This window comes from Marivita sp. NO-S04, assembly GCF_059070475.1.
In genome coordinates this window covers 1,578,231-1,602,190 of the sequence record NZ_CM180980.1, presented here as the reverse complement: position 1 = coordinate 1,602,190, position 23,960 = coordinate 1,578,231, and the positions used below count along the sequence as shown (strand labels likewise).

Annotated in this window: 25 protein-coding genes; 6 read left to right on the top strand and 19 right to left on the bottom strand. The window is 60.4% G+C overall.

The features are described 5' to 3' along the window. The first annotated feature begins 195 nt into the window (after positions 1 to 195). Complete coding sequence (locus ACK3EW_RS08450) at positions 196 to 1,122, top strand: lysophospholipid acyltransferase family protein (RefSeq protein ID WP_493809218.1); 927 nt, start codon at positions 196 to 198, stop codon at positions 1,120 to 1,122. Here the strand turns inward: ACK3EW_RS08450 and ACK3EW_RS08445 are convergent. Next, positions 1,086 to 1,784, bottom strand: a complete 699-nt coding sequence (locus ACK3EW_RS08445) for a DUF1223 domain-containing protein (RefSeq protein ID WP_493809217.1) — start codon at positions 1,782 to 1,784, stop codon at positions 1,086 to 1,088. The two genes, ACK3EW_RS08450 and ACK3EW_RS08445, sit on opposite strands and share 37 nt — an antisense overlap. Positions 1,785 to 2,000: 216 nt before the next feature. Here ACK3EW_RS08445 and acnA point away from each other — a divergent pair, with 216 nt between their 5' ends. Then, positions 2,001 to 4,790 (top strand): aconitate hydratase AcnA, encoded by a 2,790-nt coding sequence (gene acnA / locus ACK3EW_RS08440; protein WP_493809216.1) that lies wholly within the window; start codon positions 2,001 to 2,003, stop codon positions 4,788 to 4,790. Between the two features lie 399 nt (positions 4,791 to 5,189). On the opposite strand, the gene tnpC is transcribed toward acnA, so the two are convergent. The 14 genes from tnpC to yajC form a co-directional block, all read right to left on the bottom strand. Then, positions 5,190 to 6,758 carry an IS66 family transposase gene (gene tnpC, locus ACK3EW_RS08435; RefSeq protein ID WP_301070747.1) on the bottom strand — a complete coding sequence of 523 codons (1,569 nt, stop codon included), beginning with the start codon at positions 6,756 to 6,758 and terminating at the stop codon, positions 5,190 to 5,192. A 55-nt stretch (positions 6,759 to 6,813) separates the two neighbouring features. Further along, positions 6,814 to 7,167, bottom strand: a complete 354-nt coding sequence (gene tnpB, locus ACK3EW_RS08430) for an IS66 family insertion sequence element accessory protein TnpB (RefSeq protein WP_301070749.1) — start codon at positions 7,165 to 7,167, stop codon at positions 6,814 to 6,816. Then, positions 7,164 to 7,568 (bottom strand): IS66-like element accessory protein TnpA, encoded by a 405-nt coding sequence (tnpA, locus tag ACK3EW_RS08425; RefSeq protein WP_301070753.1) that lies wholly within the window; start codon positions 7,566 to 7,568, stop codon positions 7,164 to 7,166. Before tnpA ends, tnpB begins: the two co-directional genes overlap by 4 nt. A 53-nt stretch (positions 7,569 to 7,621) precedes the next feature. After that, positions 7,622 to 7,924 (bottom strand): hypothetical protein, encoded by a 303-nt coding sequence (locus tag ACK3EW_RS08420; RefSeq protein ID WP_493809215.1) that lies wholly within the window; start codon positions 7,922 to 7,924, stop codon positions 7,622 to 7,624. 408 nt (positions 7,925 to 8,332) lie between these two features. After that, entirely contained in the window at positions 8,333 to 8,887 is a 555-nt protein-coding gene (locus tag ACK3EW_RS08415; protein WP_493809214.1) for a DsbE family thiol:disulfide interchange protein, read from the bottom strand. Continuing rightward, positions 8,887 to 9,039 carry a heme exporter protein CcmD gene (gene ccmD / locus ACK3EW_RS08410; RefSeq protein ID WP_439120978.1) on the bottom strand — a complete coding sequence of 51 codons (153 nt, stop codon included), beginning with the start codon at positions 9,037 to 9,039 and terminating at the stop codon, positions 8,887 to 8,889. The genes ACK3EW_RS08415 and ccmD overlap by 1 nt, the downstream gene beginning before the upstream one ends. Continuing rightward, positions 9,036 to 9,764, bottom strand: a complete 729-nt coding sequence (locus tag ACK3EW_RS08405) for a heme ABC transporter permease (RefSeq protein ID WP_085629966.1) — start codon at positions 9,762 to 9,764, stop codon at positions 9,036 to 9,038. Before ACK3EW_RS08405 ends, ccmD begins: the two co-directional genes overlap by 4 nt. A 58-nt stretch (positions 9,765 to 9,822) precedes the next feature. Then, a complete protein-coding gene (ccmB, locus tag ACK3EW_RS08400) occupies positions 9,823 to 10,479 on the bottom strand; it encodes a heme exporter protein CcmB (RefSeq protein ID WP_085629969.1) in 657 nt (218 codons plus the stop codon). Continuing rightward, positions 10,476 to 11,090 carry a heme ABC exporter ATP-binding protein CcmA gene (gene ccmA / locus ACK3EW_RS08395; RefSeq protein WP_493809213.1) on the bottom strand — a complete coding sequence of 205 codons (615 nt, stop codon included), beginning with the start codon at positions 11,088 to 11,090 and terminating at the stop codon, positions 10,476 to 10,478. Before ccmA ends, ccmB begins: the two co-directional genes overlap by 4 nt. Positions 11,091 to 11,201: 111 nt before the next feature. Next, complete coding sequence (locus ACK3EW_RS08390; RefSeq protein ID WP_493809212.1) at positions 11,202 to 11,567, bottom strand: Mth938-like domain-containing protein; 366 nt, start codon at positions 11,565 to 11,567, stop codon at positions 11,202 to 11,204. A 15-nt stretch (positions 11,568 to 11,582) separates the two neighbouring features. Next, the gene (locus tag ACK3EW_RS08385; protein WP_493809211.1) at positions 11,583 to 12,341 is read right to left on the bottom strand and encodes a sulfite exporter TauE/SafE family protein; all 759 of its coding nucleotides are present in this window, start codon (positions 12,339 to 12,341) and stop codon (positions 11,583 to 11,585) included. Then, positions 12,334 to 13,302: a protein translocase subunit SecF gene (gene secF, locus ACK3EW_RS08380; RefSeq protein ID WP_493809210.1), complete on the bottom strand. Its 969-nt coding sequence runs from the start codon at positions 13,300 to 13,302 to the stop codon at positions 12,334 to 12,336. Before secF ends, ACK3EW_RS08385 begins: the two co-directional genes overlap by 8 nt. 1 nt (position 13,303) lies before the next feature. Further along, positions 13,304 to 14,965: a protein translocase subunit SecD gene (gene secD / locus ACK3EW_RS08375; protein WP_439120973.1), complete on the bottom strand. Its 1,662-nt coding sequence runs from the start codon at positions 14,963 to 14,965 to the stop codon at positions 13,304 to 13,306. A gap of 39 nt (positions 14,966 to 15,004) precedes the next feature. Next, positions 15,005 to 15,292, bottom strand: a complete 288-nt coding sequence (gene yajC, locus ACK3EW_RS08370; protein ID WP_085629983.1) for a preprotein translocase subunit YajC — start codon at positions 15,290 to 15,292, stop codon at positions 15,005 to 15,007. A gap of 213 nt (positions 15,293 to 15,505) precedes the next feature. On the opposite strand from yajC, the gene ACK3EW_RS08365 reads away from it, so the two are divergent. From ACK3EW_RS08365 to ACK3EW_RS08355, 3 genes are all read left to right on the top strand, one after another. Then, positions 15,506 to 16,171: a trypsin-like serine peptidase gene (locus ACK3EW_RS08365; RefSeq protein ID WP_493809209.1), complete on the top strand. Its 666-nt coding sequence runs from the start codon at positions 15,506 to 15,508 to the stop codon at positions 16,169 to 16,171. A gap of 72 nt (positions 16,172 to 16,243) precedes the next feature. Next, the gene (serS, locus tag ACK3EW_RS08360; RefSeq protein ID WP_493809208.1) at positions 16,244 to 17,536 is read left to right on the top strand and encodes a serine--tRNA ligase; all 1,293 of its coding nucleotides are present in this window, start codon (positions 16,244 to 16,246) and stop codon (positions 17,534 to 17,536) included. 2 nt (positions 17,537 to 17,538) lie between these two features. Beyond that, the gene (locus ACK3EW_RS08355) at positions 17,539 to 18,240 is read left to right on the top strand and encodes a TspO-related membrane protein (RefSeq protein WP_493809207.1); all 702 of its coding nucleotides are present in this window, start codon (positions 17,539 to 17,541) and stop codon (positions 18,238 to 18,240) included. Positions 18,241 to 18,301: 61 nt separating this feature from the next. Here ACK3EW_RS08355 and ACK3EW_RS08350 read toward each other — a convergent pair whose 3' ends face one another. Both ACK3EW_RS08350 and ACK3EW_RS08345 read right to left on the bottom strand, forming a co-directional pair. Continuing rightward, complete coding sequence (locus tag ACK3EW_RS08350) at positions 18,302 to 18,541, bottom strand: EF-hand domain-containing protein (protein WP_493809206.1); 240 nt, start codon at positions 18,539 to 18,541, stop codon at positions 18,302 to 18,304. Positions 18,542 to 18,731: 190 nt separating this feature from the next. Then, positions 18,732 to 19,604: an NAD(P)-dependent oxidoreductase gene (locus ACK3EW_RS08345; RefSeq protein ID WP_439121520.1), complete on the bottom strand. Its 873-nt coding sequence runs from the start codon at positions 19,602 to 19,604 to the stop codon at positions 18,732 to 18,734. Positions 19,605 to 19,762: 158 nt separating this feature from the next. Here ACK3EW_RS08345 and ACK3EW_RS08340 point away from each other — a divergent pair, with 158 nt between their 5' ends. Further along, on the top strand, positions 19,763 to 22,228 hold the full coding sequence (locus ACK3EW_RS08340) for a penicillin acylase family protein (protein WP_493809205.1): 2,466 nt from the start codon (positions 19,763 to 19,765) through the stop codon (positions 22,226 to 22,228). Positions 22,229 to 22,368: 140 nt separating this feature from the next. Here ACK3EW_RS08340 and hflX read toward each other — a convergent pair whose 3' ends face one another. Then, entirely contained in the window at positions 22,369 to 23,643 is a 1,275-nt protein-coding gene (hflX, locus tag ACK3EW_RS08335) for a GTPase HflX (RefSeq protein ID WP_493809204.1), read from the bottom strand. Next, entirely contained in the window at positions 23,640 to 23,879 is a 240-nt protein-coding gene (gene hfq / locus ACK3EW_RS08330; RefSeq protein ID WP_085629992.1) for an RNA chaperone Hfq, read from the bottom strand. Before hfq ends, hflX begins: the two co-directional genes overlap by 4 nt. Between the last annotated feature and the right edge of the window lie 81 nt (positions 23,880 to 23,960).

The window sequence follows — 23,960 nt, the reverse complement described above, 5'->3', positions numbered from 1 at the left end:
GCCTTTGCAGTCAGCGGTGGTGATGCAATGCGATCCTTACAGAAGTGTTTCGAGGTGGAAAAACAAGCCCGCCCGTTGCACCGGATGTCAAAAGCGGTGCAAGCCCGTTGCAACGGGCTTTGACACGCGATTTCGAAATCGCGTATCAAGCGCCTTCGAAGGCGCTTCCCGCCGGCACCATAACAGGTTTTCCTTTTGGCAAAGACGAAGAAGCGCAAACACATCCCCGGTGGCTGGCAGGACTGGATGACCGACCGCGTGCTGCGCGGCGCGATCTGGTGCGCTTTGCGCCTGCCCTTGCGCGCCCGACTGTGGCTGATGGGTCGGCTGATCCGCCATGTCGTGGCCCCATTGGCCGGTTACCGCGATCGCGCGATGGACAACCTTGCCCATGTCTGGCCCGAGATGGGCGTGCTCGACCGCCGCCGCCTCGCCGATCTGGTGGCCGATAATGCCGGCCGCACGATGATCGACAATTACGACGTCAAAGGTCTGATGCGGCGTATGGCCAAGGCCGCGATCAGGGGCGATGGTTTGACCGCCGTGGAACAGGCCCGTGCCGAAGGCCGTCCGGTTCTGTTCGTCACCGGGCATTTCGGCAATTTCGAAGCCCCCCGCGCCGCTCTGGTCGCGCGCGGGTATCAGATCGGTGGGCTCTATCGCCCGATGTCCAACCCGTTCTTCAACGCGCATTACGCGGCCAATATGCACGCCCTGTCGGACCCTGTGTTCGAACAGGGGCGGCGCGGCACAATGGGATTGATCCGGCACATCCGCGAGGGTGGCATGGGTGTGCTGCTTTTCGATGTTTATGACAGTGCCGGCGTGCCCATCGACTTTATGGGGCAACCTGCCCCGACCCTGACCTCGGCTGCAGACATCGCGCTTAAGACGGGGGCACTGCTGGTGCCTTTCTTTGGCATCCGTAAGGAAGACGGGATCAGTTTCGATGTCGTGTTCGAAGAACCCGTTGCGCATGGCGATCCGGTCGAGATGATGCGCGAGGTCACGTCACGCCTTGAGGCACGCATTCACGCGCATCCAGAGCAATGGTTCTGGATTCACCGCCGGTGGAAGCCCAAACGTCAGCGCAAGCGCGCGGCTGCGAAGATGGGGCCGTAGCCTTTCTGTTGCACCAGCACGACGATCGGGGCAGCGCCCGACACGGGAACCGACGACGACAAGGGTGTCCGCCCATTCCAGTCACCGATGTCGGACCATTCGGTGACAACATGGGTATAGTCGAGCTTCTTGCCGGCGTTTTCGCCGCGCGGAATACTCACCGTTTCCGACGGTGTGTAGCGCACAAGGATCACGTCGGCCTCGGCAAGACCGGAGGACGCCGGCGCGGTTATTGTCAGCCGATCTCCCGAACGCCTGAGAGTCAACGCAACCCGCAAGCCTTTGGCAGCATGGTCCTGCACCATATCGGTGACATCCATCGGGCGATTGCCGACCACATCCGCCGCACCATTGATCACCATCTGCGGGGTATAGATCGACCGATTGCCAAAGCTTCGGGCATAGCCTTTCTGGCGCTTGGTAAAGGCGGCATGGGCGAACTTGTCTTTCCAGCCGATATAGTCCCAGTAATCCACGTGCAGGGCCAACGCGATGATGTTGTCACGCTCACCCAACCGGGCCAGCATTTCATCGGCAGCGGGACACGAGGAACAGCCTTGCGATGTAAACAGCTCGACCACGACCGGTGTGTCCTGAGCCGTTGAGGCCGTTGCGGTCACGCCGACGATCATTGCCGTCACCAAAGCGAAAAGCCTGTTCATTCCAGTGGTGTCCCATGCTTGTTGATGTCTGATGACACTTAGCCACAGAGGACTGAAATAACCAATCAAGGTTTTGCGAGAGCCCGCGATCTGTCCGGCATCGCGTTATTGTGCACAATAGTATACCAAAATTGACGCACCCCCCTTGATCGACTCTGTGGCATCATGCAAATAGCAGCACAAAGACCCGAATTCCCCCTTCTGAGGAGCCACGTCATGTCCATCATCGTTGGTCAGGATACAGCCAAGACGCGTAAGACACTTACGGTCAATGGTCAGTCCATCGCCTATTACTCGATCCCCGCGGCGGAAGCTGCCGGGCTCGGGACGTTTTCCAACCTCCCCGCCTGTCTCAAGGTGGTGCTTGAGAACATGCTGCGCTTCGAGGACGGCAAGACCGTCAGCGTGGACGATATCAAGGCGTTCGGCACATGGGGCGAGAACGGCGGCCAGAACCCGCGCGAGATCGCGTATCGTCCGGCGCGCGTTCTGATGCAGGACTTCACCGGCGTTCCCGCCGTTGTCGACCTTGCTGCAATGCGCGACGGCATCGTGGCACTGGGCGGTGATCCGGAAAAGATCAACCCGCTGAACCCTGTTGATCTGGTTATCGACCACTCGGTCATGATTGATGAATTCGGCAACCCGCGCGCGTTCCAGATGAACGTCGACCGCGAATACGAGCGCAACATGGAGCGCTACACCTTCCTCAAGTGGGGCCAGAACGCGTTCAACAACTTCCGTGTTGTACCGCCGGGCACCGGCATCTGCCACCAGGTGAACCTTGAATACCTTGCGCAAACCGTCTGGACCGATGCGGACCAGAATGGCGAACAAGTCGCCTACCCCGACACGCTTGTCGGCACCGACAGCCACACCACCATGGTCAACGGGGCTGCCGTTCTGGGCTGGGGTGTTGGCGGGATCGAGGCCGAGGCCGCGATGCTGGGTCAGCCGATCTCCATGCTCATCCCCGAAGTTGTGGGCTTCGAGCTGACCGGCGCGATGATGGAAGGCACAACAGGCACCGATCTCGTGCTAAAAGTCGTGGAAATGCTGCGCGAAAAGGGCGTGGTCAGCAAATTCGTGGAATTCTACGGCTCCGGCCTCGACACTCTGCCGTTGGCAGATCGCGCGACCATCGCCAATATGGCGCCTGAATACGGCGCGACCTGCGGTTTCTTCCCGATCGACGACGAGACCCTGCGCTATCTCAAGACAACCGGCCGCGACATGGACCGGATCGCGCTGGTCGAAGCCTATGCCAAGGAAAACGGCTTCTGGCGCGACGCGGATTACGCACCGATATACACTGACACGCTGCACCTCGACATGGGCACAATTGTGCCCGCGATCTCGGGCCCCAAGCGTCCGCAGGATTACATCGCGCTGACCTCGGCCGGCACCGCATTCGGCGAATACGTCAAGGGTGTGCGCTCGGGCAAAGACGCCAGCCCGAAAGAGGAAATTCGCTGGGAAGGTGAAGGCGGCGCGCCGGAACCAACCGACATTCCGGGTGACGAAGGCCACCACAAGCGGGGCTATGTCGCCAGCAAGGACGGCAACTACCAGCTGCATGACGGGTCAGTTGTGATCGCGTCGATCACATCCTGCACCAACACGTCAAACCCTTATGTAATGATCGGTGCTGGCCTTGTAGCCCGCAAGGCGCGCGAAAAGGGCCTGACCCGCAAGCCTTGGGTCAAGACATCGCTGGCCCCCGGTTCGCAGGTCGTATCCGCCTATCTTGAAGCGGCCAACCTTCAGGAAGACCTCGACGCCATCGGCTTCAACCTTGTCGGCTATGGCTGCACCACTTGTATCGGCAACTCCGGCCCCCTGGCCGAAGAGATCAGCAAGTGCATCAACGACAACGATCTGATTGCCACATCGGTCCTGTCGGGCAACCGCAACTTCGAAGGCCGGATTTCCCCGGATGTGCGCGCCAACTACCTTGCCTCTCCGCCCCTCGTGGTGGCCTATGCGCTGGTCGGTGACATGAACGTCGATATCTCCCGCGAACCGCTTGGTCAGGATCAGGATGGTAATGATGTCTACCTCAAGGACATCTGGCCGACCTCCAAGGAAGTGGCTGAACTGGTCGAGCAGACCGTGACCCGCGAGGCGTTCCAGTCGAAATATGCCGACGTGTTCAAAGGCGACGAAAAATGGCAAGGTGTCGAAACCACCGACGCCAAGACCTATGATTGGCCGCCCAGTTCGACCTATGTGCAGAACCCGCCCTATTTCCAGGGCATCACGATGGACACCAAGAAAATCGAGAACATCGAAGGCGCCAAGGTTCTGGCGCTCTTGGGTGACATGATCACCACCGACCACATCAGCCCCGCCGGATCGTTCAAGGACACCACCCCGGCAGGCAAATACCTGATCGAACGTCAAGTGCCCCAGCGCGAATTCAACTCTTACGGGTCGCGTCGTGGCAACCACGAGATCATGATGCGCGGCACCTTTGCCAATATCCGCATCAAGAACGAGATGCTGGACGGCGTTGAAGGCGGCTACACCAAGGGGCCGAACGGCGAACAGATGGCGATCTTTGACGCGGCGATGGCGTATCAAGAGGCTGGCACACCGCTGGTCATCTTTGGCGGCGAACAGTACGGCGCGGGCTCATCCCGTGACTGGGCGGCCAAAGGCACAGCGCTTCTGGGTGTGAAAGCCGTCATCGCGGAAAGCTTTGAACGTATCCACCGCTCCAACCTTGTGGGCATGGGTGTGATCCCGTTCGAATTCACCGGTGGTGACAGCCGCAAGTCGCTGAAGCTGACAGGTGAAGAAACCGTCGCCATCCACGGCCTCGACACGATCACGCCGCTGGCCGAAGTGCCTTGCACCATCACCTATGCGGACGGGACTGAAAAATCGATCACGCTCAAGTGTCGGATCGATACCGGGATCGAGATCGAATACATCGAAAACGGCGGCGTCCTGCACTACGTGCTTCGCGACCTCGCCAGCCGCGATGCAGTGGCTGCGGAATAACGCCTAGCCCTTGCGGGCACGCAAAATGAACACCAAAACGGCGCGCCAATGGCGCGCCGTTTTTTTCTGGCAAGCCGCGTTTCGGAACCTCAGTCCGGAACCGGGATGCACGCCCCCCCCTTCGACCTGCAGGGATGGGTTTTGCCCCCGCCAACTGATGTCTCCATCAGGCCCAAAGCACAGGATCTCGCCCTCGAAGCTGGTCATCATGTCGTAGGGGACATCACTGGCACGATCACATTGTTTTTCTGTCGGAGCCACCACGTAACCGCCGATCCCGATTGCCATTGCCGCACAGAAAACCTGTCCTTTGTGCCCTTTGGCCACCAAACAGCCTGGCAGCCAGACTTTTTGAACCAGACCGTTCAACGTAAGCGGTGTCTGAAGGGCACTTGGGTTTCAGCTTGACGGCTGGAAGTTCCAAGGAAGCAACTCGTCGATGCGGTGTTGCGGATGTCCGGCCGCAATGGCTTCGAGCGTAGCCTTGAGATAGGCGAAAGGCTCGATGGCGTTGATCTTGGCGGTCTCGATCAGGGATGCGATGCGGCCCCATGCCTTGCCCCCCTCGTCATGACCGGCGAACAATGCGTTTTTCCTGTTCAAAGCAATCGGCCTGACCAGATTTTCGACCTTGTTGGAGTCGATCTCGACGCGTCCGTCCGTCAGGAAGGTCTGCAAACCATCCCAGTGTCGGTGGATGTAGGCAAGCTTCTCTCCGAGGCGCGATTTGGCCGAGATGCGCAGGCGCTGCGCTTGTAGCCAGATGCCGAAGGCTTCGACCAGTGGCGCGGATCGTGCCTGGCGCGCTGACAGGCGCTGGCCCGGGGACGTGTCGCGGATGTCTTTCTCGACGGCATAGATTCCTGCGATCTGGCGCAGGCCCTCGGCGGCGATCTCGGAACCATCGCGATCGAAGATTTCCTTGAGCTTGCGACGCGCATGCGCCCAGCAATGGGCGACAACGATCGGATCACCGCCCTTGCGGTCAGGGCGCGTCAGCCGGTTGTAGCCCTGGTAGCCATCGAGTTGCAGCGTGCCGTTGAAGCCGGTCAGGAATTTCTCGGCATTCTCCCCGCGGCGATCGGGAGCATAGAAAAAGACGACCCCGGGGGGATCATCGCCGCCCCATGACCGATCATCGCGCGCCAGAGCCCAGAGGTAGCCTGTTTTTGTCCGCCCGCGGCCCGGATCGAGGACCGGCGCCGTGGTTTCGTCCATGAACAGCTTCGTGGATGTCTTCAGGTGCTCGGCCAGCCGGTCCACGATGGGTCCAAGGTGGAAAGCTGCCACACCGACCCAATCAGCCAGCGTCGAGCGGTGAATGTCGATGCCAGAGCGGGCGAGGATCTGTGATTGTCGGTAGAGCGGGGCATGGTCCGCATATTTGCTGACCAGAACATGCGCGATGGCGCCTTCGGTTGGGAGCCCGCCCTCGATCAGCCATGCGGGCGTCGGTGCTTGTGTGACCCCATCGGTGCAGGTGCGGCAGGCATATTTTGGGCGGACCGTCACGATCACACGGCACTGTGCCGGGACGATGTCGAGCCGCTCGTTGCGGTCCTCGCCGATCCTGTGCATCTGCCCGCAACCACAGGGGCACATCAGGCTGTCGGGTTCGACTACCTGCTCGATGCGTGGCAAACCGGCGGGCAGGTTGCCGCGGTTGCGCCTGGCCACTCGCTTTCGCTTGGGCTTGTCGTCTCCGGGCGTCTGCACCTTCTTTTGTTCACGGGCCTCGGCGACGGCAGCTTCAAGATCCTCGAAGGTCAGCTGGCGATCATCTTCGCTGAGCTTCTCGGACTTCTTGCCGTGGACCACCTGGTTCAGCTCGGCCACCAGATGCTCAAGACGTTTGACGATGTCCTCCAGCTCCGCGGCCCGCGCAGCTTTTGCCTTCAAGGCCTCAAAAGCTACGCGGTATTCCGGTGGCAGGACGGACAGATCGAGGTCTTTGGCAGCGGCGCTCATGATCAGTATTATACACTGGGATCAAAGCCATGATCCCTGCATTCGTCGCCCCGAGTCACTCCGCCGCAGCTGGTGGGCGGGTCTCCAGCGCCTTGACCTTGCGCCAGTCCAGCCCGGAAAAAAGCGCCTCGAACTGTGCGTGGTTCAGCGCCATCATTCCGTCCTTGATCGTGGGCCAGGTGAAGGTCGTGTCCTCGAGCCGTTTGTAGGCCATGACCAGACCGCTGCCGTCCCAATAGAGAAGCTTCAGCCGGTCCAAGCGCTTGGCCCGAAACAGGAACACTGTCCCGGTGAACGGATCTTTGCGGAGCACGGTCTGCACCATGGCTGTCAGCCCGTCGTGTCCTTTTCTGAAGTCAACCGGCTGCGTTGCCACCAAAATGCGCACACGGTTCGAAGGGAAGATCATGCGCCACCCCCAAGCGCACGCACGATGTCCCCAATCCGGGCTGCAGGCGTGGCACCGTCCAGCCGGACAGAAACCGATCCAGCTACGATCTCGATTGCCCTACTCGCCGAACCCGTATCTTCCGCCGATGGCGAACTTTCGACATCGAACATCACCAACGGGGCGAAGTCCGTGTCAGCCTCTGGCGCGGGCAAAACAAGTTCACCATCCTTGGCCAGCCGCCGCCATCCCGACAGGTGGTTCGGGCGAAGGTTATACTTGCGCGCAACGTCATTCACCGTTGCTCCAGGCACCAGCGTTTCTGCCACGATCCGCGCTTTCACACGATCTGGCCACCGTCGGCTCCCGGTCCGTGAGACCTCAACGCCCAAACGCGTGAGAAACTCGTTCGTAGTCTCCATGGCGAAACTCACCTCCTGTTATCCAACAGGGCGTGAGTCTCAAATCACAAGGATCAAGAGAAGGTGGGCGCCACACAGCGCTTACCGTTCAACTGGTTGAACAGATACGCGTTTTCAGCGGAAAATCCTTGCCCGAGCTCCAAACGACCGGCGGTCCCGTGACAGCTTAAAACAAGGTTCTTGAGCCGCCCCCCACTTGCGCTGCGGGCGACTTCTGCAATCCACTCTACGATATGTTCCGGCGTTTCCGTTGTCGCAATGTCCCACGTGTTCCACATCTGGAATCTGCGGGACCGCGTGCCATCACTCACGCGAGGATCGTTGACGGCCATATTGGGTCTGGGCAAACGGTACATAAAAATTCTCCAAAAACTCGAAAATGCAATCAATATCGCTTACGATAATTCGCGGCCCCTATTCCGTCCAAGCGCAAATTTTACAAGGGGCGTTTCACAGTCTTTGCCGTGCCCAGAACCGCCTGAGAACAGGGGCAATACCCGCTCCAGATGCGCATTGACTATTTTTCAAACATCATCGGCAGAAATCCGCACAAAAATGAAAAAGATATTCAGAAATTGGTCCAAGTTGTCGCATGTGACAGCTTGGACCCTACAAATTCCAATCGAATGCCCCATCTATCGTCGACACAGGCACACATACTGATGAGTTCTACGATGAAGATTTTGACGATCATTCAGACCGCAGCCCTGCTTTTAATCGCAGGTGCAAGCGTGTTCGCGGGAATCCCCGATGCGGGTCCGTCGCTACTTCCGTAAGAGGTAGTTCGCCAGCGCCCGTTCAAGCGCTGGCGCGAACCGCTGTTCATAGTCCGAGCCGACCAACGGGCCTGCGAACCGGAACAGCACCGTACCATCCCCATCCACGATGAAGGTCTCAGGCGGCGCGGTCACGCCCCAATCAATAGACGTGCGCCCGGCTGGATCAAACGGCACGGCGACAAACGGGTTGCCGTCCTCTTCGAGATACTTGCTGGCATTGCCTTCTTGATCGCGGATGTTCACGCCAATGATCTGCATCCCCTCGGCCTGCATTTCCAGCAGCTTGGGATGTTCAACGCGGCATGGCGGGCACCAACTGGCCCAGAAATTCACCAAAGTGACTTCGCCCGTGGTCAGCATCTCGGGCGAAAAAGCTGTGTAGCCGGTCAAAGACACCTCAGTGATGGGCGGTGCCGGCTGGCCGATGCGCGTCGATGGCAAACCTTGAGGGTCTTCGCGGAACATGCCGACATAGGCCATAACGGCAAAGGCTCCGAAAATCACGGGCGGCAAAATCATCAGCGGAGAGATTTTCGCCATCAGTTGCCCCGCCGGTTTTCGATCTCATCCAATGCGGCCCGTACCTTGCGGGCACGCCAAAAACTGACCAGCACGATCACCGACAGCAGAACGATGGTCACACCATACGAGCTGAGAACCGCAAAGGCGTATTTACCAAGATCGGGCATCATGCCTGCCCCTCGCGCGCCAAGAGCGCCCTTGTTCGGCGGGCGCGAATCTCGGTCTGGGTGCGCAGGAACACCAACGCAATGAACAACAGCACAAAGCCAGCGATACAGACCAGGAGCGGGAACCAGAACACGTCAGAGATATTCTCTTCTTTATCAAGGCTGAGCGTCGCACCCTGATGCAGGCCCTGATTCCAGAAGTTCACGGCATAGCGGCTGAGCACCGCAAACACAGATCCCACCAGACAGAGGATCGACGTCAGATCAGCAGCAGTGTCGTCGTTCTCGATCGCTTCCCACAGGGCCATGTAGCCCAGGTAGAACAAGAACAGGATCAGGAACGAGGTCAGGCGCGGATCCCATGCCCACCAAGTGCCCCACATCGGCTGTCCCCAGAACGCGCCGGTTGCCAGCGCGATCATGGTCATCACAGCCCCCACCGGGGCAGCCGCGCGCGCGGCCAGTGCAGAGACATGGTGTCTGCGCACGATCCAAATCAGGGACGCGACCAGCATCATCAGCCACGCATTGATCGCCATCAGCGCCGACGGCACGTGGATATAGATGATCTTGACAGTTGATCCCTGCCGGAAGTCATCCGGCGTGAAGAAAAAGCCCCAGACCAAGCCTGTCACAAGACAGATGCCTGTCAACGCCCATACCCACGGCAACACCTTATCGGTGGTGCGGATGAATTTGACCGGATTTGCGTATTCCCACAATGACATGACAGTCAGGTAGGCGGTTTTGGGGACGTCTTCAATTCAAAAAAACGCATGGGACGTGTTACCGCAGATTGATCCGCAGCACGGCCGCGCTGGCAAAGGGCAAAAGCGCGATCACACCAAAGCTGATCCCCGCCAAAAGCAGCAATGGCGCCTGCACGGTCAGCCCCTCGGCCCCGCGCCGCGCAACCTCGGCCCCGAAAATCAGTGTCGGCACGTAAAGCGGCAAAACCAGCAGCGACATGAGCAGACCACCGCGTTTGATCCCCACGGTCAGCGCCGCGCCGAAGGTGCCGATCACGCTAAGCGCGGGTGTACCTACCGCGAGGCTGATCACCACCCATTGGTATGCGGGCAGAGGCAGGCTGAGCAGCACGCCCAATACCGGCGCGGCCAGCACCAAAGGCAGACCTGTGGTGATCCAATGCGCCAGCGCCTTGACCGACACGATGCCTTCCATCGGCAGAGGCGCCGTAGCGAGCAGATCAAGCGAGCCATCCTCCCAATCAAGCGCAAGGATGCGATCAAGCGACAAGAGGCAAGCCAGCAACGCTCCGATCCACAGGATACCTGGGGCGATGCGCGACAGGAGGTCTGTCTGCGGTCCGACACCAAAGGGCACCAGAACGGTGACGATCAGGAAAAATGCCAGACCAAGGCCGAAGCCACCGCCTGCGCGGATCGCAAGCATCAGGTCGCGAGCCAAGAGCGCCCTCACAGGAAGGCCTCGTCCATTTGGCGCGTGCGGGGGGCAGCTTTGAAGGGTGTCAGGTCAAGAACACGGGCCTCGGCCAAGCCAAGGTCGATATGCGTGGCCATCAATGCGCTGCCACCACTATGGAGATGCCCGCGCACCGCATCCGCAAAGAGCGCGACTGACGCCACATCAAGTGACACAGTCGGTTCGTCCAAGACCCAGATCGGACGGCCGGTCACCATCAGTCGGGCCAGCCCCAGACGCCGTTTCTGCCCCGCCGACAGCGTGCCTGCCATGCGGTTGCGCAGGTCCGTCAGATCGAAGGCCTTGATCGCGGGTTCGATGTCCGACAGACCAAAGACCGAGGCCCAGAACGTCAGGTTTTCTGTGACACTCAGCATGGCCTTGAGGCCATCGGAATGCGCGGCATAGGCGATCTGGTCTTCGGCTCCGGTGACGGTGCCAATCTCGGGTGGTTGTAACCCGGCAATGCTGCGCAACAGGGTTGTTTTGCCAACGCCGTTAGGGCCGCGAAGCACCAACGCTTCACCTGCGTTCAGCTCGAACGACACCCCTTCGAGAATGGCAAGGCCGCCACGGGTGACAGCCAGATCGCGTACAGTCAGAACCATGGGTCCGGCTTAGACCAAGCCTGTCGCAGGCAAAAGCGCGAAAGTGTCGCTTTTCCGAATTCGCAGACGCGCGTGCTTTCCGTCAACGAAAAGCAGCGATGCATCGACGCATCAGCTCTCTGCTCCAACCGGAAGCAATGCCAAAGCGACCCTGCGCCCCTCGGAGAGCAGAACATTGTACGTCCGGCACGCGGCGGGCGAACTCATGACCTCAACACCGATCCCGCGCGCTTCCAACACATCGCGCAGCCCGGCTGGAATATGTGCAATGTCGTCGCCTGTGCCGATGAACAGCACATCCAAGTTTCCCTCAAAGGGCAAAAGCGTTTCGGCATCATCATACCCGCCCCAAGGGGCCGTACCCGACGGGCCAGTCACCAGCGGAGCGGCGTGTCTTATACCACCAATTCGGAAAAACCCCGGACCATAACCCTCGATCGGGTGCGCGTCGGTATAGACCACTTCGTTCAAACGCATCTCTTTCCCTTTCCGTTACATTCCGTTCCAGATCGGCACTCCGGCCAGCGTGGCAAGTCCGATAATGGCATAGGCCACTGCGCGATAAAACCGTTCGCGCTCGGGGCGGAACAAAGCCTGCCCAATCAACGCGCCGATACCATACGGCACCAGCAATACGATCCCAAGCGCCACCGCCTGCGCGGTGAGTACCCCCTGCACCGCCATCAAAGGCAGCATCAGTATGCTGGTCACCGTGAGGAACACCACGGTGGTCGCTCGGGTCGTGGAGATGCTGTCGCGCCCAGCCAATTGGAACAGCACCATGATCGGTCCCATCAATCCGCTCAACCCGCCGACAAAGCCAGCGGCGCCACCAATCAACACCCGCGTGCCCGTGGTTGGCTCCACGCGGTAGCGCCATCCCGCAATCAACGCGACAAGCGTCAAACCGCAGAAGATCACGACCGCCCAGCGGATCACGATGACATCCGTCATTCGCAGCACCCATATCCCGAACGACGCCGATACTGTTGCCGACAATATGAGAACCGTCACAGCCTTGCGATTGACCAGCGGCAAAGCTGTGGGAAACACCGTCACAACAGACGACATGGCCGACACCGAAAACGCCGCGATGGCCATGACGGGTGCCAGAAATATCACCGCAACCGGCATATAGATCAGGGCCGCACCAAATCCGGCAAAACCATAGACGATTCCGGCAACGATGGTGATCAGGATCAGCCAGCCCAGCCCCGCTGTCTCCAGCGCAGCCAGAACGACCTCAGGCATCGACGTTGGAGAACTGGTTTCCCGTTGTGTCCGTCGGTTTGGTCCAGTCGCGTTTCACGCCCAGCCAAAGCAGAATCGCCGAGGCCACGAAGATCGACGAATAGGTGCCCACGATCACACCCCAGATCATCGCAAAGACGAAGCCGCGGATCACGTCACCGCCCAATACGAACAGCGCGATCAACGCCACCAGCGTGGTGGCCGAGGTCATGAACGTTCGGCTCAGAGTTTCGTTGATCGAGATGTTCAGAACCTCCTTGAGGTCCTTTTTCTTATACTTGATCAGGTTTTCGCGCACCCGGTCGAACACCACCACAGTGTCGTTGAGCGAATAGCCGACGATGGTCAGCAAAGCCGCGATGATCGCCAGATCAAACTTGATCTGAAGCTCCGAGAAGATGCCGATGGTCAGGATCACGTCATGCACGAGTGCAAGCACCGCCCCCAAGGCGAACTGCCATTCGAACCGCAGCCAGATGTAGATCAGAACGGCACCAATCGCGAGGACCACAGCAATCGCGGCCGTTTGGATCAGTTCGCCCGACACTTTCGGGCCGACCGATTCGACCGAGACAAACTTGATATCCGGGCGCACTTCGACCAATGCCGCTTCGACCGCTTCGATCACCGCAGTGCTCACCGCTTCCTCGCCGTCCTGTGCCTGAATGCGCACCATGGCGACGTTCTGCTCTGGGCCGAAGGTTGGATCGAAGACTTCCGAGATCGTGATGTCGCCCAGCTCCAGCGCGCCGATAGCATCGCGGTAGACGCCGACATCCACCGGAAGCGGGCTTTCCGTGCGGATCGTGGTCCCACCCCGGAAGTCGATGCCGTAGTTCAAACCCTGAAGGATGAACGATCCAAAAGACAAGACCACCAAGAACGCGGAAATGCCAAACCAAAGCTTCCAGCGGTTGAAGAAGTCGAAATTCGTGTTCTGTTTGACCAGTCGCAAACGCATATCAGACCTCGATCGTCTTGGGGCGACGGCGTTCGAACCAAATCACGATCAGAAGCCGGGTGACAAAAATGGCGGTGAAGACCGAAGTCAGGATGCCCAGCCCAAGCGTGATCGCAAAACCACGCACCGGGCCAGAGCCCATGACAAACAGGATCACAGCCGTGATGAAGGTCGTTATGTTGGCGTCCAGAATGGCCGACAGTGCCTTTTCATAGCCCAGCTCAATGGCGCGCGCCGGGCCTTTGGCTGTTCTCAGCTCTTCCCGGATACGCTCGAAAATCAGAACGTTCGCATCCACCGCCATACCGACGGTCAGCACGATTCCCGCGATGCCGGGAAGGGTCAGTGTTGCGCCGATCATGCTCAACAGGCCAAAGATCAGTCCGATATTGATGATGAGCGCGACATTCGCGAAAATCCCGAAAAGGCCATAGCTCAGTGCCATGAAGATCAGCACTCCGCCAAAGGCCACCAAGGTTGCGATGCGCCCGGCGTCGATACTGTCTTGCCCAAGCTCCGGGCCAATGGTGCGCTCTTCGAGAAACTCCAACCCGGCAGGCAGGGCCCCTGCCCGTAAAAGCACGGCAAGCTGTGTGCTTTCCTCGACCGAGAAACTGCCCGTGATGATCCCGGACCCGCCGGGAATATGGCTTTGGATCACCGGGGCGCTGATCACCTCTTCGTCCAGCACGATGGCAAAGGGATTGCCGATATTGGCGGCGGTGTAATCACCGAATTTGCGTGCGCCCGTGGGATTGAACCGGAAATTCACAGCCGGGCGCCCATTCTGGTCGAACGCAGGCTGCGCGTCGACAAGCTCTTCTCCGGTGACGACCGGGGCTTGTTCAAGGATATAGAACACGCCGGTCTCATCCAGAGACGGCAGCAGCTCGTTGCCCACACCCGGCGAGGTGTTGGCGTCGTCGCTGCGGCCGATCACGGGCTGGAACGTCAATTGCGCCGTTGTGCCGATGATTTCCTTCAGTTCGGCCGCCGATCCGATGCCCGGCACCTGGATCAGGATACGGTCGCTGCCCTGACGCTGAATCGTCGGCTCGCGGGTACCAACCTCGTCGATCCGGCGGCGGATGATTTCGAGGCTCTGCTGCATCGTGCGTTCATCAGTGGCGATCTGTTCGGCCTCCGACAAAGTCACAACGATGTCGGCCCCATCTGACACCACTTCCAGATCGTTGCTGAGCGCCCCTGTCACTGAGACCACCGGCTGCGCCAATCCCCGCACCAATTCAAGCGCCCGCGTCATGCCCTCAGGCTGCGAGATACGGACGCGCAGCTCTCCTGCTGCCGAAGGCTGCAACCGGATCGTGCCCACCGTGTCCCGCTCGGGACGCAGTACATCGCGCACCTCGGGCCAGAGCGCCTCGAGCCGGGCCGCGTAGACGTCCTGCACCTGAACCTCTGCCAAAAGATGCGCGCCGCCCCGCAGATCAAGTCCAAGGTTCACGAGACCAGATGGCAGAAACGATGGCCAGCTCTCGGCCTGTGTGAGAAGTTCAGGGGACTCGCCCGACAACTCGATCGCGGCGACCGCGTCGTTGTGTTGCTCGACACGCGGATAAAACAGGTTGGGCAACGCCAGAACAAGCCCCACCGCAACGGTGGTCCAGATCAGGAGGCGCTTCCATAGGTCGATCTGAAGCATGAGCGAACGGTCCGATGCGGTCTGTTAATCAGGAGGGGATCACGTGTTTGCGGGTTCGGTCTTGGACACCACAGTGGCGACTGTGTTCTGCACAACGCGGACCTTGACGCCTTCGGCGATCTCAACGTCTAATTCGTTGTTTTCCTTGACCTTCACAACCTTACCGATCAGGCCACCCTGAGTGATGACAACATCACCACGACGCAGGCCTTCGACCATTTTCTGATGCTCTTTCATCTTTTTCTGCTGCGGACGGATCAGCAGGAAATACATGATCGCGAAGATCAGGATAAGCGGGACGAACTGGGCAATTGCGTTGCCTTCCATGGGCGTGCTCCTTGAAGATGGCGGGGCACACCCCCGCGATATCTGGCCATAAATTTGGGCGGAACCTATGTTGCCGGGTCGGGCTTTGCAAGGCGGGTTCGGTTGTCTTTGACGCCGCGTGCACGCAGACGCAAACCGACGCTGGCCTTCACACTGAATTTGTCTGCAGCGTTTGTCCTGCCGCATTGTAGCGGTTCGGGTTTTGCGCCTTACATGTATGCTATGAAAGCGATCTTACCCCTTGTCCTGCTTTTCTTGTCCAGCGCGCTGGCGGCGCAGGGTCTCCCGGTGCTGCCCGCACAGGATCATGCGCTTTGGCAAGCGGTGGGGCGGATCAATGCCGCAGGCTACCGCACACGAGAAATGTGCACGGGCACATTGATCGCACCGGACAAGGTGCTGACGGCGGCGCATTGCGTGGCTGGCACCGATGGACTTGGTCCCTTGCCGCATGAATTCACCTTTGTCGCGGGCTGGTTGCGTGGCACGGCGGCCGACAGCGTACCGGGGCGCGCGGTCTGGATACATCCTCGCGCTTATTCGGAAGGCCAGCTGGATGTGCGGTTCGATGTGGCAATCCTCACGCTGGAGCGGGTGTCCAAGATCACCCCGCTGCCCCTTGTCGCAACCGAAACCAGCGCCCCCTATGGCATCCTGGGCTATTCCACGCGTCGTCCGCACATGCTGGGGGCGTCGTTCGGCTGTGATGGGCAGGTCACCTCGGCATTGTTGCGTCTGGACTGCCCAGTGACCCCAGGCAATTCCGGCGGCCCGGTGTTGGCGCGGGTCGGCGCACACTGGGAAGTCGCAGGTGTGATCAGCGCCATGGGACAGACCGGCGCATTGGCGGTCCCTGTGTCGCGCGTGCCCCAGCCCTGACCCCCTACCAAAGCCCCGCATTCCGGTGCATAAGGCCGCCCATCACAGTTGCGAGTCAGAAGGACAAGACCCATGCATGACATCCGAGCCATCCGCGAGAACCCCGCTGCGTTCGACGCAGCCCTGTCGCGCCGTGGGTTGGAGCCGGTCTCGTCCGAAGTTCTGCGCATCGACGAAGCCCGCCGCGCCGCCATCCTCGAGGCCGAAACCGCGCAAGCCGATCAGAACAAGGCTGCCAAGGACATCGGCAAGGCGAAGGCGTCGGGCGACGAGGACCTCTTTGCCCGTCTACGGGACGAGGTCGCCGCAAAGAAGGCCGCAGTGGCCGAAATGCAGACCCGTGCCAAGGAATTGGACGACCAGTTGACCAAGCTGCTCGAAGGTTTGCCAAATCTGCCGTTCGAGGACGTGCCCGATGGCGCGGACGAAGCCGACAATGTCGAGGTCCACCGTTGGGGCACACCGCGCCAATTCGATTTCCAGCCCAAGGAACATTACGAAATCGCGAGTGTTCAAACCGGGTTGGACTTTGAAACCGCCGCCAAACTCTCTGGCTCGCGCTTTGTCGTGATGTCGGGTGCTGTGGCGCGGGTACACCGGGCTTTGGCGCAATTCATGCTGGACACGCACATCACCGAGAACGGCCTGACCGAGACATGGACCCCGGTCCTTGTGCGCGATGACATGATGTACGGCACCGGCCAATTGCCGAAATTCGGCGAAGACAGCTACCAGACCACCAATGGCTGGTGGCTGGTGCCCACCGCCGAGGTGCCGCTCACCAACATCGTCAACGGCGAAACGGTGGACGAAGATTATCTTCCCCGCCGCTATGTCGCCCACACGCAGTGCTTCCGGTCTGAGGCGGGCAGTGCCGGGCGCGACACCGCGGGCATGCTGCGCCAGCACCAGTTCGAAAAGGTCGAAATGGTGTCGATCACGCATCCCGATCACAGCCGCGACGAGCTGGACCGCATGACAGGCTGCGCCCAAGGCATCCTTGAAAAGCTGGGCCTGCCCTATCGCACAGTTGTGCTTTGCACTGGCGACATGGGCTTTGGCGCGCGCCGCACCCATGACATCGAAGTTTGGCTGCCTGGTCAGAACACCTACCGCGAAATCAGTTCGGTGTCGGTCTGTGGCGATTTTCAGGCCCGCCGGATGAACGCCCGGTTCAAACCGGCAAGCGGTGGAAAACCGGAATACCTGCACACGCTCAACGGGTCGGGCCTCGCCGTTGGACGCTGCCTGATCGCGGTTCTGGAAAACGGACAAGAGGCTGACGGTTCGGTCACCCTGCCCGAGGCGCTGCACCCATGGCTGGGCGGCAAGACACGGATCGCAGCAGACGGGGTGATGGCATAGTCATGACACGGGTTTGGGCAGCTTTGGTTCTTGGCGCGGCACTTCTCTTTGCCGCGTCCCCCTTGTTCACCCAAGGGTTCAACGGGTTCGAACCTGACCAATTCCCAGTGCCGCAGAACGACCCGCCGGTGCAGCCTGCGGGCTATGCGTTTTCGATTTGGGGTCTGATCTATCTTTGGCTGATCGTTGGTGCAGGCTTTGGCCTGCTCAAGCGCAGCGACGATCCCGATTGGACGGCGATGCGACCGCCGCTGGTGCTCAGCCTTGCCATCGGAGCCACGTGGCTTCCCGTGGCGAATCTGTCGCCTGTGGCGGCAACAGTTCTGATCCTTGCCATGCTGGGAACCGCCCTGTTTAGCCTGTTCCGGGTCGGTGACACCGACCGCTGGTATCAGCAGGCCCCGGTTGCGATCTACGCCGGGTGGCTGACTGCTGCCTCGTCGGTGTCCATCGGACTGCTGCTGGGCGGGTACGGCATACTGAGCGCCACATGGGCCGCCATCATCGCCCTATCATTGGGATTGGTGCTTGCGCTGGTCGTGCAATACCGCCTGCATCGCGCACCCGAATACGGCATCACCGTGATCTGGGCGCTGGTCGGTGTGATCGTGGCGAATACAGGACCGGTGAACGTGGCTGTCCTCGGACTCTGCGTGATCGGGATCATCGCGGTCTTGTCGCTGCGCGCGACGGACACCGAATAGAGCCGCACAAAACAAAAGGGCTTCGGTTTCCCGAAGCCCCACATGAGGTCCGATCCACCAATCAATTGGCGACAAGGATCTCCGCGTCTTGTGCAGCGGCCAGCTCATCGGCACTGACAGCACCGTCGCCATCCACATCGACCGCAGCGAACACGTCTTCTGTCAGGTCGGGATAGGACACCATCAGTTCTTCCATCGAATAGCTGCCATTGCCATCCATATCTTCCACAGCAACCTGCGCGTGCGCCAAACCGGCTGTCAGAGCGACCACGGTTCCAAGGGTTACAATTGCGTTCTTCATGATAGGTTTGATCTCCATTGCGGTCTGTGCCGCAAACAACGACTCAGTGTCGTCGTGGAGTCAGATATCATCGCCAATTCGCGCCACAAGATACTGAAATAAAACCGTGATCTCGGATAGGCACCAAAGCGCCGATGGTCGTTTCCGTCAACGGAAACGGTGGATGCGTCGACGCATCCACCCCGGTATCTTAGCCCATCGCACGCAGACGTTTGATAAGGCTCGATGTATCCCAACGCCCACCACCCAGCTTCTGCACATCCTTGTAGAACTGATCGACCAGCGCCGTCACAGGCAGCGACGCCCCAACTTCGTCCGCGGTATCGAGGCAAATCCCAAGATCCTTGCGCATCCAATCCACCGCAAAACCGTGATTGAACTTGTCGTCGATCATCGTCTCGTAGCGGTTCGACATCTGCCAAGACCCGGCCGCGCCTTGACTGATCACCTCGACCACCGCGCGACCATCAAGGCCCGCCTTCTCGGCGAAATGCAGCGCCTCGCTCAGACCCTGCACGAGCCCCGCAATTGCGATCTGGTTGCACATTTTGGTCATCTGACCTGCACCGCTCTCACCGATGCGGCGGCAGATGCGCGCATAGGCGTCGATCACCGGCTCAGCCTTGGCATACACCGCCTCGTCCCCACCACACATCACCGACAGGACGCCATTTTCGGCACCGGCCTGCCCGCCCGAGATCGGTGCATCGACAAAGGCGATGCCGCGCGCCGCACCCGCCTCGTATAGCTCGCGGGTGACCTTGGCCGACACGGTGGTGTGATCGACAAAGATGCTGCCCTCGGCCATGCCCGCAAACGCGCCATCCTCGCCAAGACACACGCTGCGCAGGTCGTCGTCATTGCCGACGCAGGACATCACGAAGTCACAGCCCGCCGCTGCCTCGCGCGGGGTGGATGCATGCGAACCGCCGTGTTCCTTGGCCCATGCCTCGGCTTTAGCCGCCGTGCGGTTATACACGGTCACCTCGTGCCCGGCTTTGACCAGATGTCCCGCCATCGGGTAACCCATGACCCCCAAACCCAAGAATGCCACTTTCGCCATGCCGCGTGCTCCCTATCTTCTGTGGTAATTTTCTGCTGCCTTTACCTGACGCTGCACCGCCCCCTTGGCAAGGGCTTGCGTGTTCGTTAGGGCAACGCAAGTATCCGTTTTGAGCCCAAAGGATGGGGGCAAAACCCGGTTTGAAAGGTGAACGACGCGTGGCGCTGATCTTCAGAACTCTGGTGTGGCTGACCACGGCCTCTCTCGTTCTGGTGACGATCGGAGTTCTGATCGTGTATTACCTCGCCTCGCGGTCACTGCCGGACTACGACAACACCGTTCCCGTGTCCGGGCTGACCGCTGATGTCGAGATCTTGCGCGACAATTCCGGCGTGCCGCACATCTTTTCGACCTCGGATCGGGACGCGTTTTTCGCGCTTGGATACGCCCATGCTCAGGACCGTCTGTGGCAAATGACCTTGATGCGACGCACCGCTCAGGGGCGCCTGTCCGAACTGTTCGGCACGCGCACCGTCGAAACCGACAAACTTCTGCGACGGCTGGACATCTATCCCCGCGCGGTACAGTCGGTGGCTGCGCAGGATGCCCGCACCCTCGATGCGCTGGACTCCTATGCCGCCGGCGTCAACGCCCGGATCAGTGAAATCAACCGCGACAGCCTTGGCCGGGGCGCGCCTGAGTTTTTTGTCTTCAACGCACCCCTCGCCCCGTGGCAACCGGCGGATTCATTGGCATTGGTCAAGTTGATGGCGCTGCAACTCTCCAGCCATCTGCGCGAGGAAGTGCTGCGCGCCCGCACCTCTTTGCTTCTGCCCGATGAAAACCGGCTGGCGGACATTCTGCCCGACATTCCCGGTGCCGGCGTCGCCGCCCTGCCAGAATACGCCCAACTTGTCCCCGGCACCTCCGGCGGCACGCAGTTTGCCCAAGGCGGCCCCGACCCGATGTTCTGGCCAGTGGCACCTCGGGGGTTGGCCGGCGCGTCGAACGCATGGGCGGCCGACGAAACCCGGTCCGCCACCGGATCGACGCTGATGGCAAACGACCCGCATTTACAGTTCACCGCGCCCGCAACATGGTATCTGGCGCGTCTGCAACTGTCCTCTGGCGGCGTGATCGGTGCCACAATTCCCGGCATCCCCGCGGTCATGGCCGGACGGTCTGATGCCATCGCATGGGGGCTCACCTCGTCCTACCTCGACGATCAGGACCTCTTCATTGAAGAGCTGAACCCCGACAACCGCGAGCAATACCGCACACCCGACGGCTTCAAGGATTTCGTGACCCGCCGTTCCATCATCGAAATCAAGGATTCCGAACCGGTCACCCTGACCCTGCGTTGGACCGACAATGGCCCTGTTCTTCCCGGAACGCAGTTCGATCTTGCGACCATCACGCCGCCGGATCACGTCACGGCGCTCAGCTGGACCGCTCTCAGCCCGCGGGACACCTCAATGTCCGCTGCAATCGCGCTGATGTATGCAACCTCTGTCGAAGACGCGCTGGCGGTCTCAAAGGCGTTTGTTGCGCCATCGCAAAACCTCACCGTGATCGACGGCGACAGCATCGCGATGAAGCTGGTCGGCGCCATGCCCCGACGAGACGCGGCGCATCAGAGTCAGGGCCGCCTTCCGTCGCTGGGCTGGCGCTCCGAGAACCGCTGGCAAGGCGTGTTTCCCGACGACTCCAACCCAGTTTTCCTGAACCCCACGGGCGGAATCGTCGGCAACACCAACAACAAGACCGTCGACCGCCCCTTCCCGCTCCATGTCAGCTTTGATTGGGGCGACAGCCAACGCGTGATGCGGTGGCAGGGCCTGATGCAGGGCCGCGAAGTGCACACCCGCGACAGCTTTATCGAAGCGCAGCTCGACACCGTGTCGGTCACCGCCCGTGCCTTGCTGCCATTGATCGGCGCAGACCTGTGGTTCACCGGAGAAGCCGCCCCGGACGGCACACCAGAGCGGCTTCGCCAGCGCGCGCTCGACCTCTTGGCCAATTGGAATGGCGAGATGAACGAGCATATGCCCGAGCCCCTGATTTATTCAGCTTGGCTGCGGGCGTTGCAGGAACGGCTGATCCGCGACGACCTTGGTCCACTCGCATCCGAATTCACCCGTGTGGAGCCGCTTTTCATTGAACGGGTGTACCGGGATGTGGACGGCGCCAGCGCGTGGTGCAACGTCATCCGGTCAGCGATCGACGAAACCTGCACCGACATCGCCCGTCTGGCGCTGGATGATGCGCTGGTCTGGATTTCCGAGAACTGGGGCACGTCGCTCGAATCCCTGCGCTGGGGCGATGCCCATCAGGCAACCCATGACCATCCGGTTCTGGGCGAAGTGCCGATCCTGCGGTACTTCACCAACATCCGCCAAAGCACGTCGGGCGGCGATCACACGCTGATGCGTGGACGCGGTGCGGGAGAAGGCCCCAATCCGTTCCTCAACGTGCACGGCGCAGCCTATCGCGGTGTGTACGACTTCGCCGATCCCGACAGTTCGGTCTTTATCCTGTCGACGGGACAGTCGGGCCACTTTCTGTCGCGTCACTACGATGATCTGGGAACGCTTTGGCGGCGCGGAGAATACATCCCGATGTCGCTGGATGTGGACCTTGCACGCGCGGCGTCGGTGGGGGCAACGCGGTTGGTTCGGGAATAGTTGGTGCAGACATATAGTTTCGACGGGCCTGAAGCCCGCCGACAGAGGCGCGCTGCGCGCGCCGTGGGGGCGCTGCCCCCGTCGCCCAAAGGCGACTCCCCCGAGGTATTTTTGGCCCAAAGAAACCAGATGAAGCGACGCTAGAGCGTTTCGAACTGACGGGCGTCTTTTGCGGACCAGCGCACGCGCACCGTATAGCCGGTCTCGTCCTGGATTTCGTCCTCGACCAGCGCCTTGTCGAAAAGCCAGGCGCGCTTGCGGCCTTCGTCAAAGCCCAGATGCAGGGTCTCTTCGCGGCGGTCGCCTTCGAGGATGCGGTTGACCGCCCCAAGCAGCGCATCAAGCCCATCGCCGGTCAGTGCAGAGGTTGCAAAGACATCGGCGCTGCGCTCGGCACGCGCCTGCGTGGCCTCGCGCACTTCGTCGTCCATCGCGTCGATCTTGTTCCAGACCTCAAGCAGCGGCGTGGTTTCGGTCACTCCAAGCGAGTTCAGGATATCGCGCACATCCTGTGCCTGTTCCTCGGTGGCGCTGTGGCTGATGTCGCGCACATGCAGGATCAGGTCTGCCGCCAGCACCTCTTCCAGCGTGGCGCGGAACGCCGCAACCAGTTCCGTTGGCAGATCACTGATAAAGCCCACCGTGTCAGACAGGATCACATCCGGCCCATTGGGCAGCTTGACCGCGCGCATGGTCGGATCGAGCGTGGCAAAGAGCATGTCCTTGGCCATCACCTCAGCCCCGGTCAGTCGGTTGAAGAGCGTGGACTTGCCCGCGTTGGTGTATCCAACAAGGGCCACGATCGGGTACGGCACCTTGGCCCGCGCCGCGCGATGCAGGCTGCGGGTTTTGACCACTTTGTCCAGTTGCCGTCGCAGGTTGACCAACTGGTCGTCAATCGCACGACGGTCAGCCTCGATCTGGGTTTCACCCGGCCCCCCCACGAACCCCAGCCCACCGCGCTGGCGTTCCAGGTGGGTCCAGGCCCGCACCAGTCGCGTACGCTGGTAGCTGAGTGCTGCCATCTCGACCTGCAGCACACCTTCGCGGGTGGCCGCCCGATCGCTGAAAATCTCAAGGATCAGCCCGGTGCGATCCAGCAGCTTGACGCCCCACGCTTTTTCAAGGTTCCGCTGCTGCACCGGCGACACTGGTCCATCCACAAGCACCAATTCGACGTCCTGTTCCTTGAACAGCGTCTTGAGTTCCTCGATCTTGCCTGAACCGAACAAAGCGCCGGGATGTGGCTTGGGCAGACGCACGACGCTGCTGCCCAGAACCTCAAGCCCCGGCAAGGCAGCGGCAAGTGCCACAGCCTCTTCCAGAGCAGGACCAGCTGCCCGGCGGGACCGGTCGCTGGTGATGTCAGGATGCAGAACCCACGCTGGGGTCACATGCGCCTTATGTTCTTTCAATTGTCGCCTTCGCCATCATACAGATTGATCGGCTGTGCCGGCATGATGGTCGAAATGGCGTGCTTGTAGACAAGCTGGGATTGGCCATCGCGGCGCAGGAGCACACAAAAGTTGTCGAACCAAGTAATCACGCCCTGCAATTTGACGCCGTTGATCAAGAAAACAGTTACCGGCACCTTCGTCTTGCGGACGTGATTGAGAAACGCGTCCTGAAGGTTCTGCTTATCAGATGCCATAAAATTAGCCTTTATTCTTGCTTTTGTCGCGCCGACGGTCGTGATTTGAGGCCACTATGTCTTGGCACTCACGTAAATTCC

Bases quoted from the DNA above. Each gene is read 5' to 3' on its own strand.
- ACK3EW_RS08405 (WP_085629966.1), bottom strand. From the start codon at position 9,764: ATGTCATTGTGGGAATACGCAAATCCGGTCAAATTCATCCGCACCACC.
- ACK3EW_RS08390 (WP_493809212.1), bottom strand. From the start codon at position 11,567: ATGCGTTTGAACGAAGTGGTCTATACCGACGCGCACCCGATCGAGGGT.
- ACK3EW_RS08420 (WP_493809215.1), bottom strand. From the start codon at position 7,924: ATGTACCGTTTGCCCAGACCCAATATGGCCGTCAACGATCCTCGCGTG.
- ccmD (WP_439120978.1), bottom strand. From the start codon at position 9,039: ATGATGCCCGATCTTGGTAAATACGCCTTTGCGGTTCTCAGCTCGTAT.
- yajC (WP_085629983.1), bottom strand. From the start codon at position 15,292: ATGGAAGGCAACGCAATTGCCCAGTTCGTCCCGCTTATCCTGATCTTC.
- ccmA (WP_493809213.1), bottom strand. From the start codon at position 11,090: ATGGTTCTGACTGTACGCGATCTGGCTGTCACCCGTGGCGGCCTTGCC.
- ACK3EW_RS08350 (WP_493809206.1), bottom strand. From the start codon at position 18,541: ATGAAGAACGCAATTGTAACCCTTGGAACCGTGGTCGCTCTGACAGCC.
- ACK3EW_RS08445 (WP_493809217.1), bottom strand. From the start codon at position 1,784: ATGAACAGGCTTTTCGCTTTGGTGACGGCAATGATCGTCGGCGTGACC.
- ACK3EW_RS08345 (WP_439121520.1), bottom strand. From the start codon at position 19,604: ATGGCGAAAGTGGCATTCTTGGGTTTGGGGGTCATGGGTTACCCGATG.
- secD (WP_439120973.1), bottom strand. From the start codon at position 14,965: ATGCTTCAGATCGACCTATGGAAGCGCCTCCTGATCTGGACCACCGTT.
- tnpA (WP_301070753.1), bottom strand. From the start codon at position 7,568: ATGGAGACTACGAACGAGTTTCTCACGCGTTTGGGCGTTGAGGTCTCA.
- ACK3EW_RS08365 (WP_493809209.1), top strand. From the start codon at position 15,506: ATGTATGCTATGAAAGCGATCTTACCCCTTGTCCTGCTTTTCTTGTCC.
- ACK3EW_RS08415 (WP_493809214.1), bottom strand. From the start codon at position 8,887: ATGGCGAAAATCTCTCCGCTGATGATTTTGCCGCCCGTGATTTTCGGA.
- ACK3EW_RS08385 (WP_493809211.1), bottom strand. From the start codon at position 12,341: ATGCCTGAGGTCGTTCTGGCTGCGCTGGAGACAGCGGGGCTGGGCTGG.
- tnpB (WP_301070749.1), bottom strand. From the start codon at position 7,167: ATGATCTTCCCTTCGAACCGTGTGCGCATTTTGGTGGCAACGCAGCCG.
- hfq (WP_085629992.1), bottom strand. From the start codon at position 23,879: ATGGCATCTGATAAGCAGAACCTTCAGGACGCGTTTCTCAATCACGTC.
- ACK3EW_RS08355 (WP_493809207.1), top strand. From the start codon at position 17,539: ATGACACGGGTTTGGGCAGCTTTGGTTCTTGGCGCGGCACTTCTCTTT.
- serS (WP_493809208.1), top strand. From the start codon at position 16,244: ATGCATGACATCCGAGCCATCCGCGAGAACCCCGCTGCGTTCGACGCA.
- secF (WP_493809210.1), bottom strand. From the start codon at position 13,302: ATGCGTTTGCGACTGGTCAAACAGAACACGAATTTCGACTTCTTCAAC.
- acnA (WP_493809216.1), top strand. From the start codon at position 2,001: ATGTCCATCATCGTTGGTCAGGATACAGCCAAGACGCGTAAGACACTT.
- tnpC (WP_301070747.1), bottom strand. From the start codon at position 6,758: ATGAGCGCCGCTGCCAAAGACCTCGATCTGTCCGTCCTGCCACCGGAA.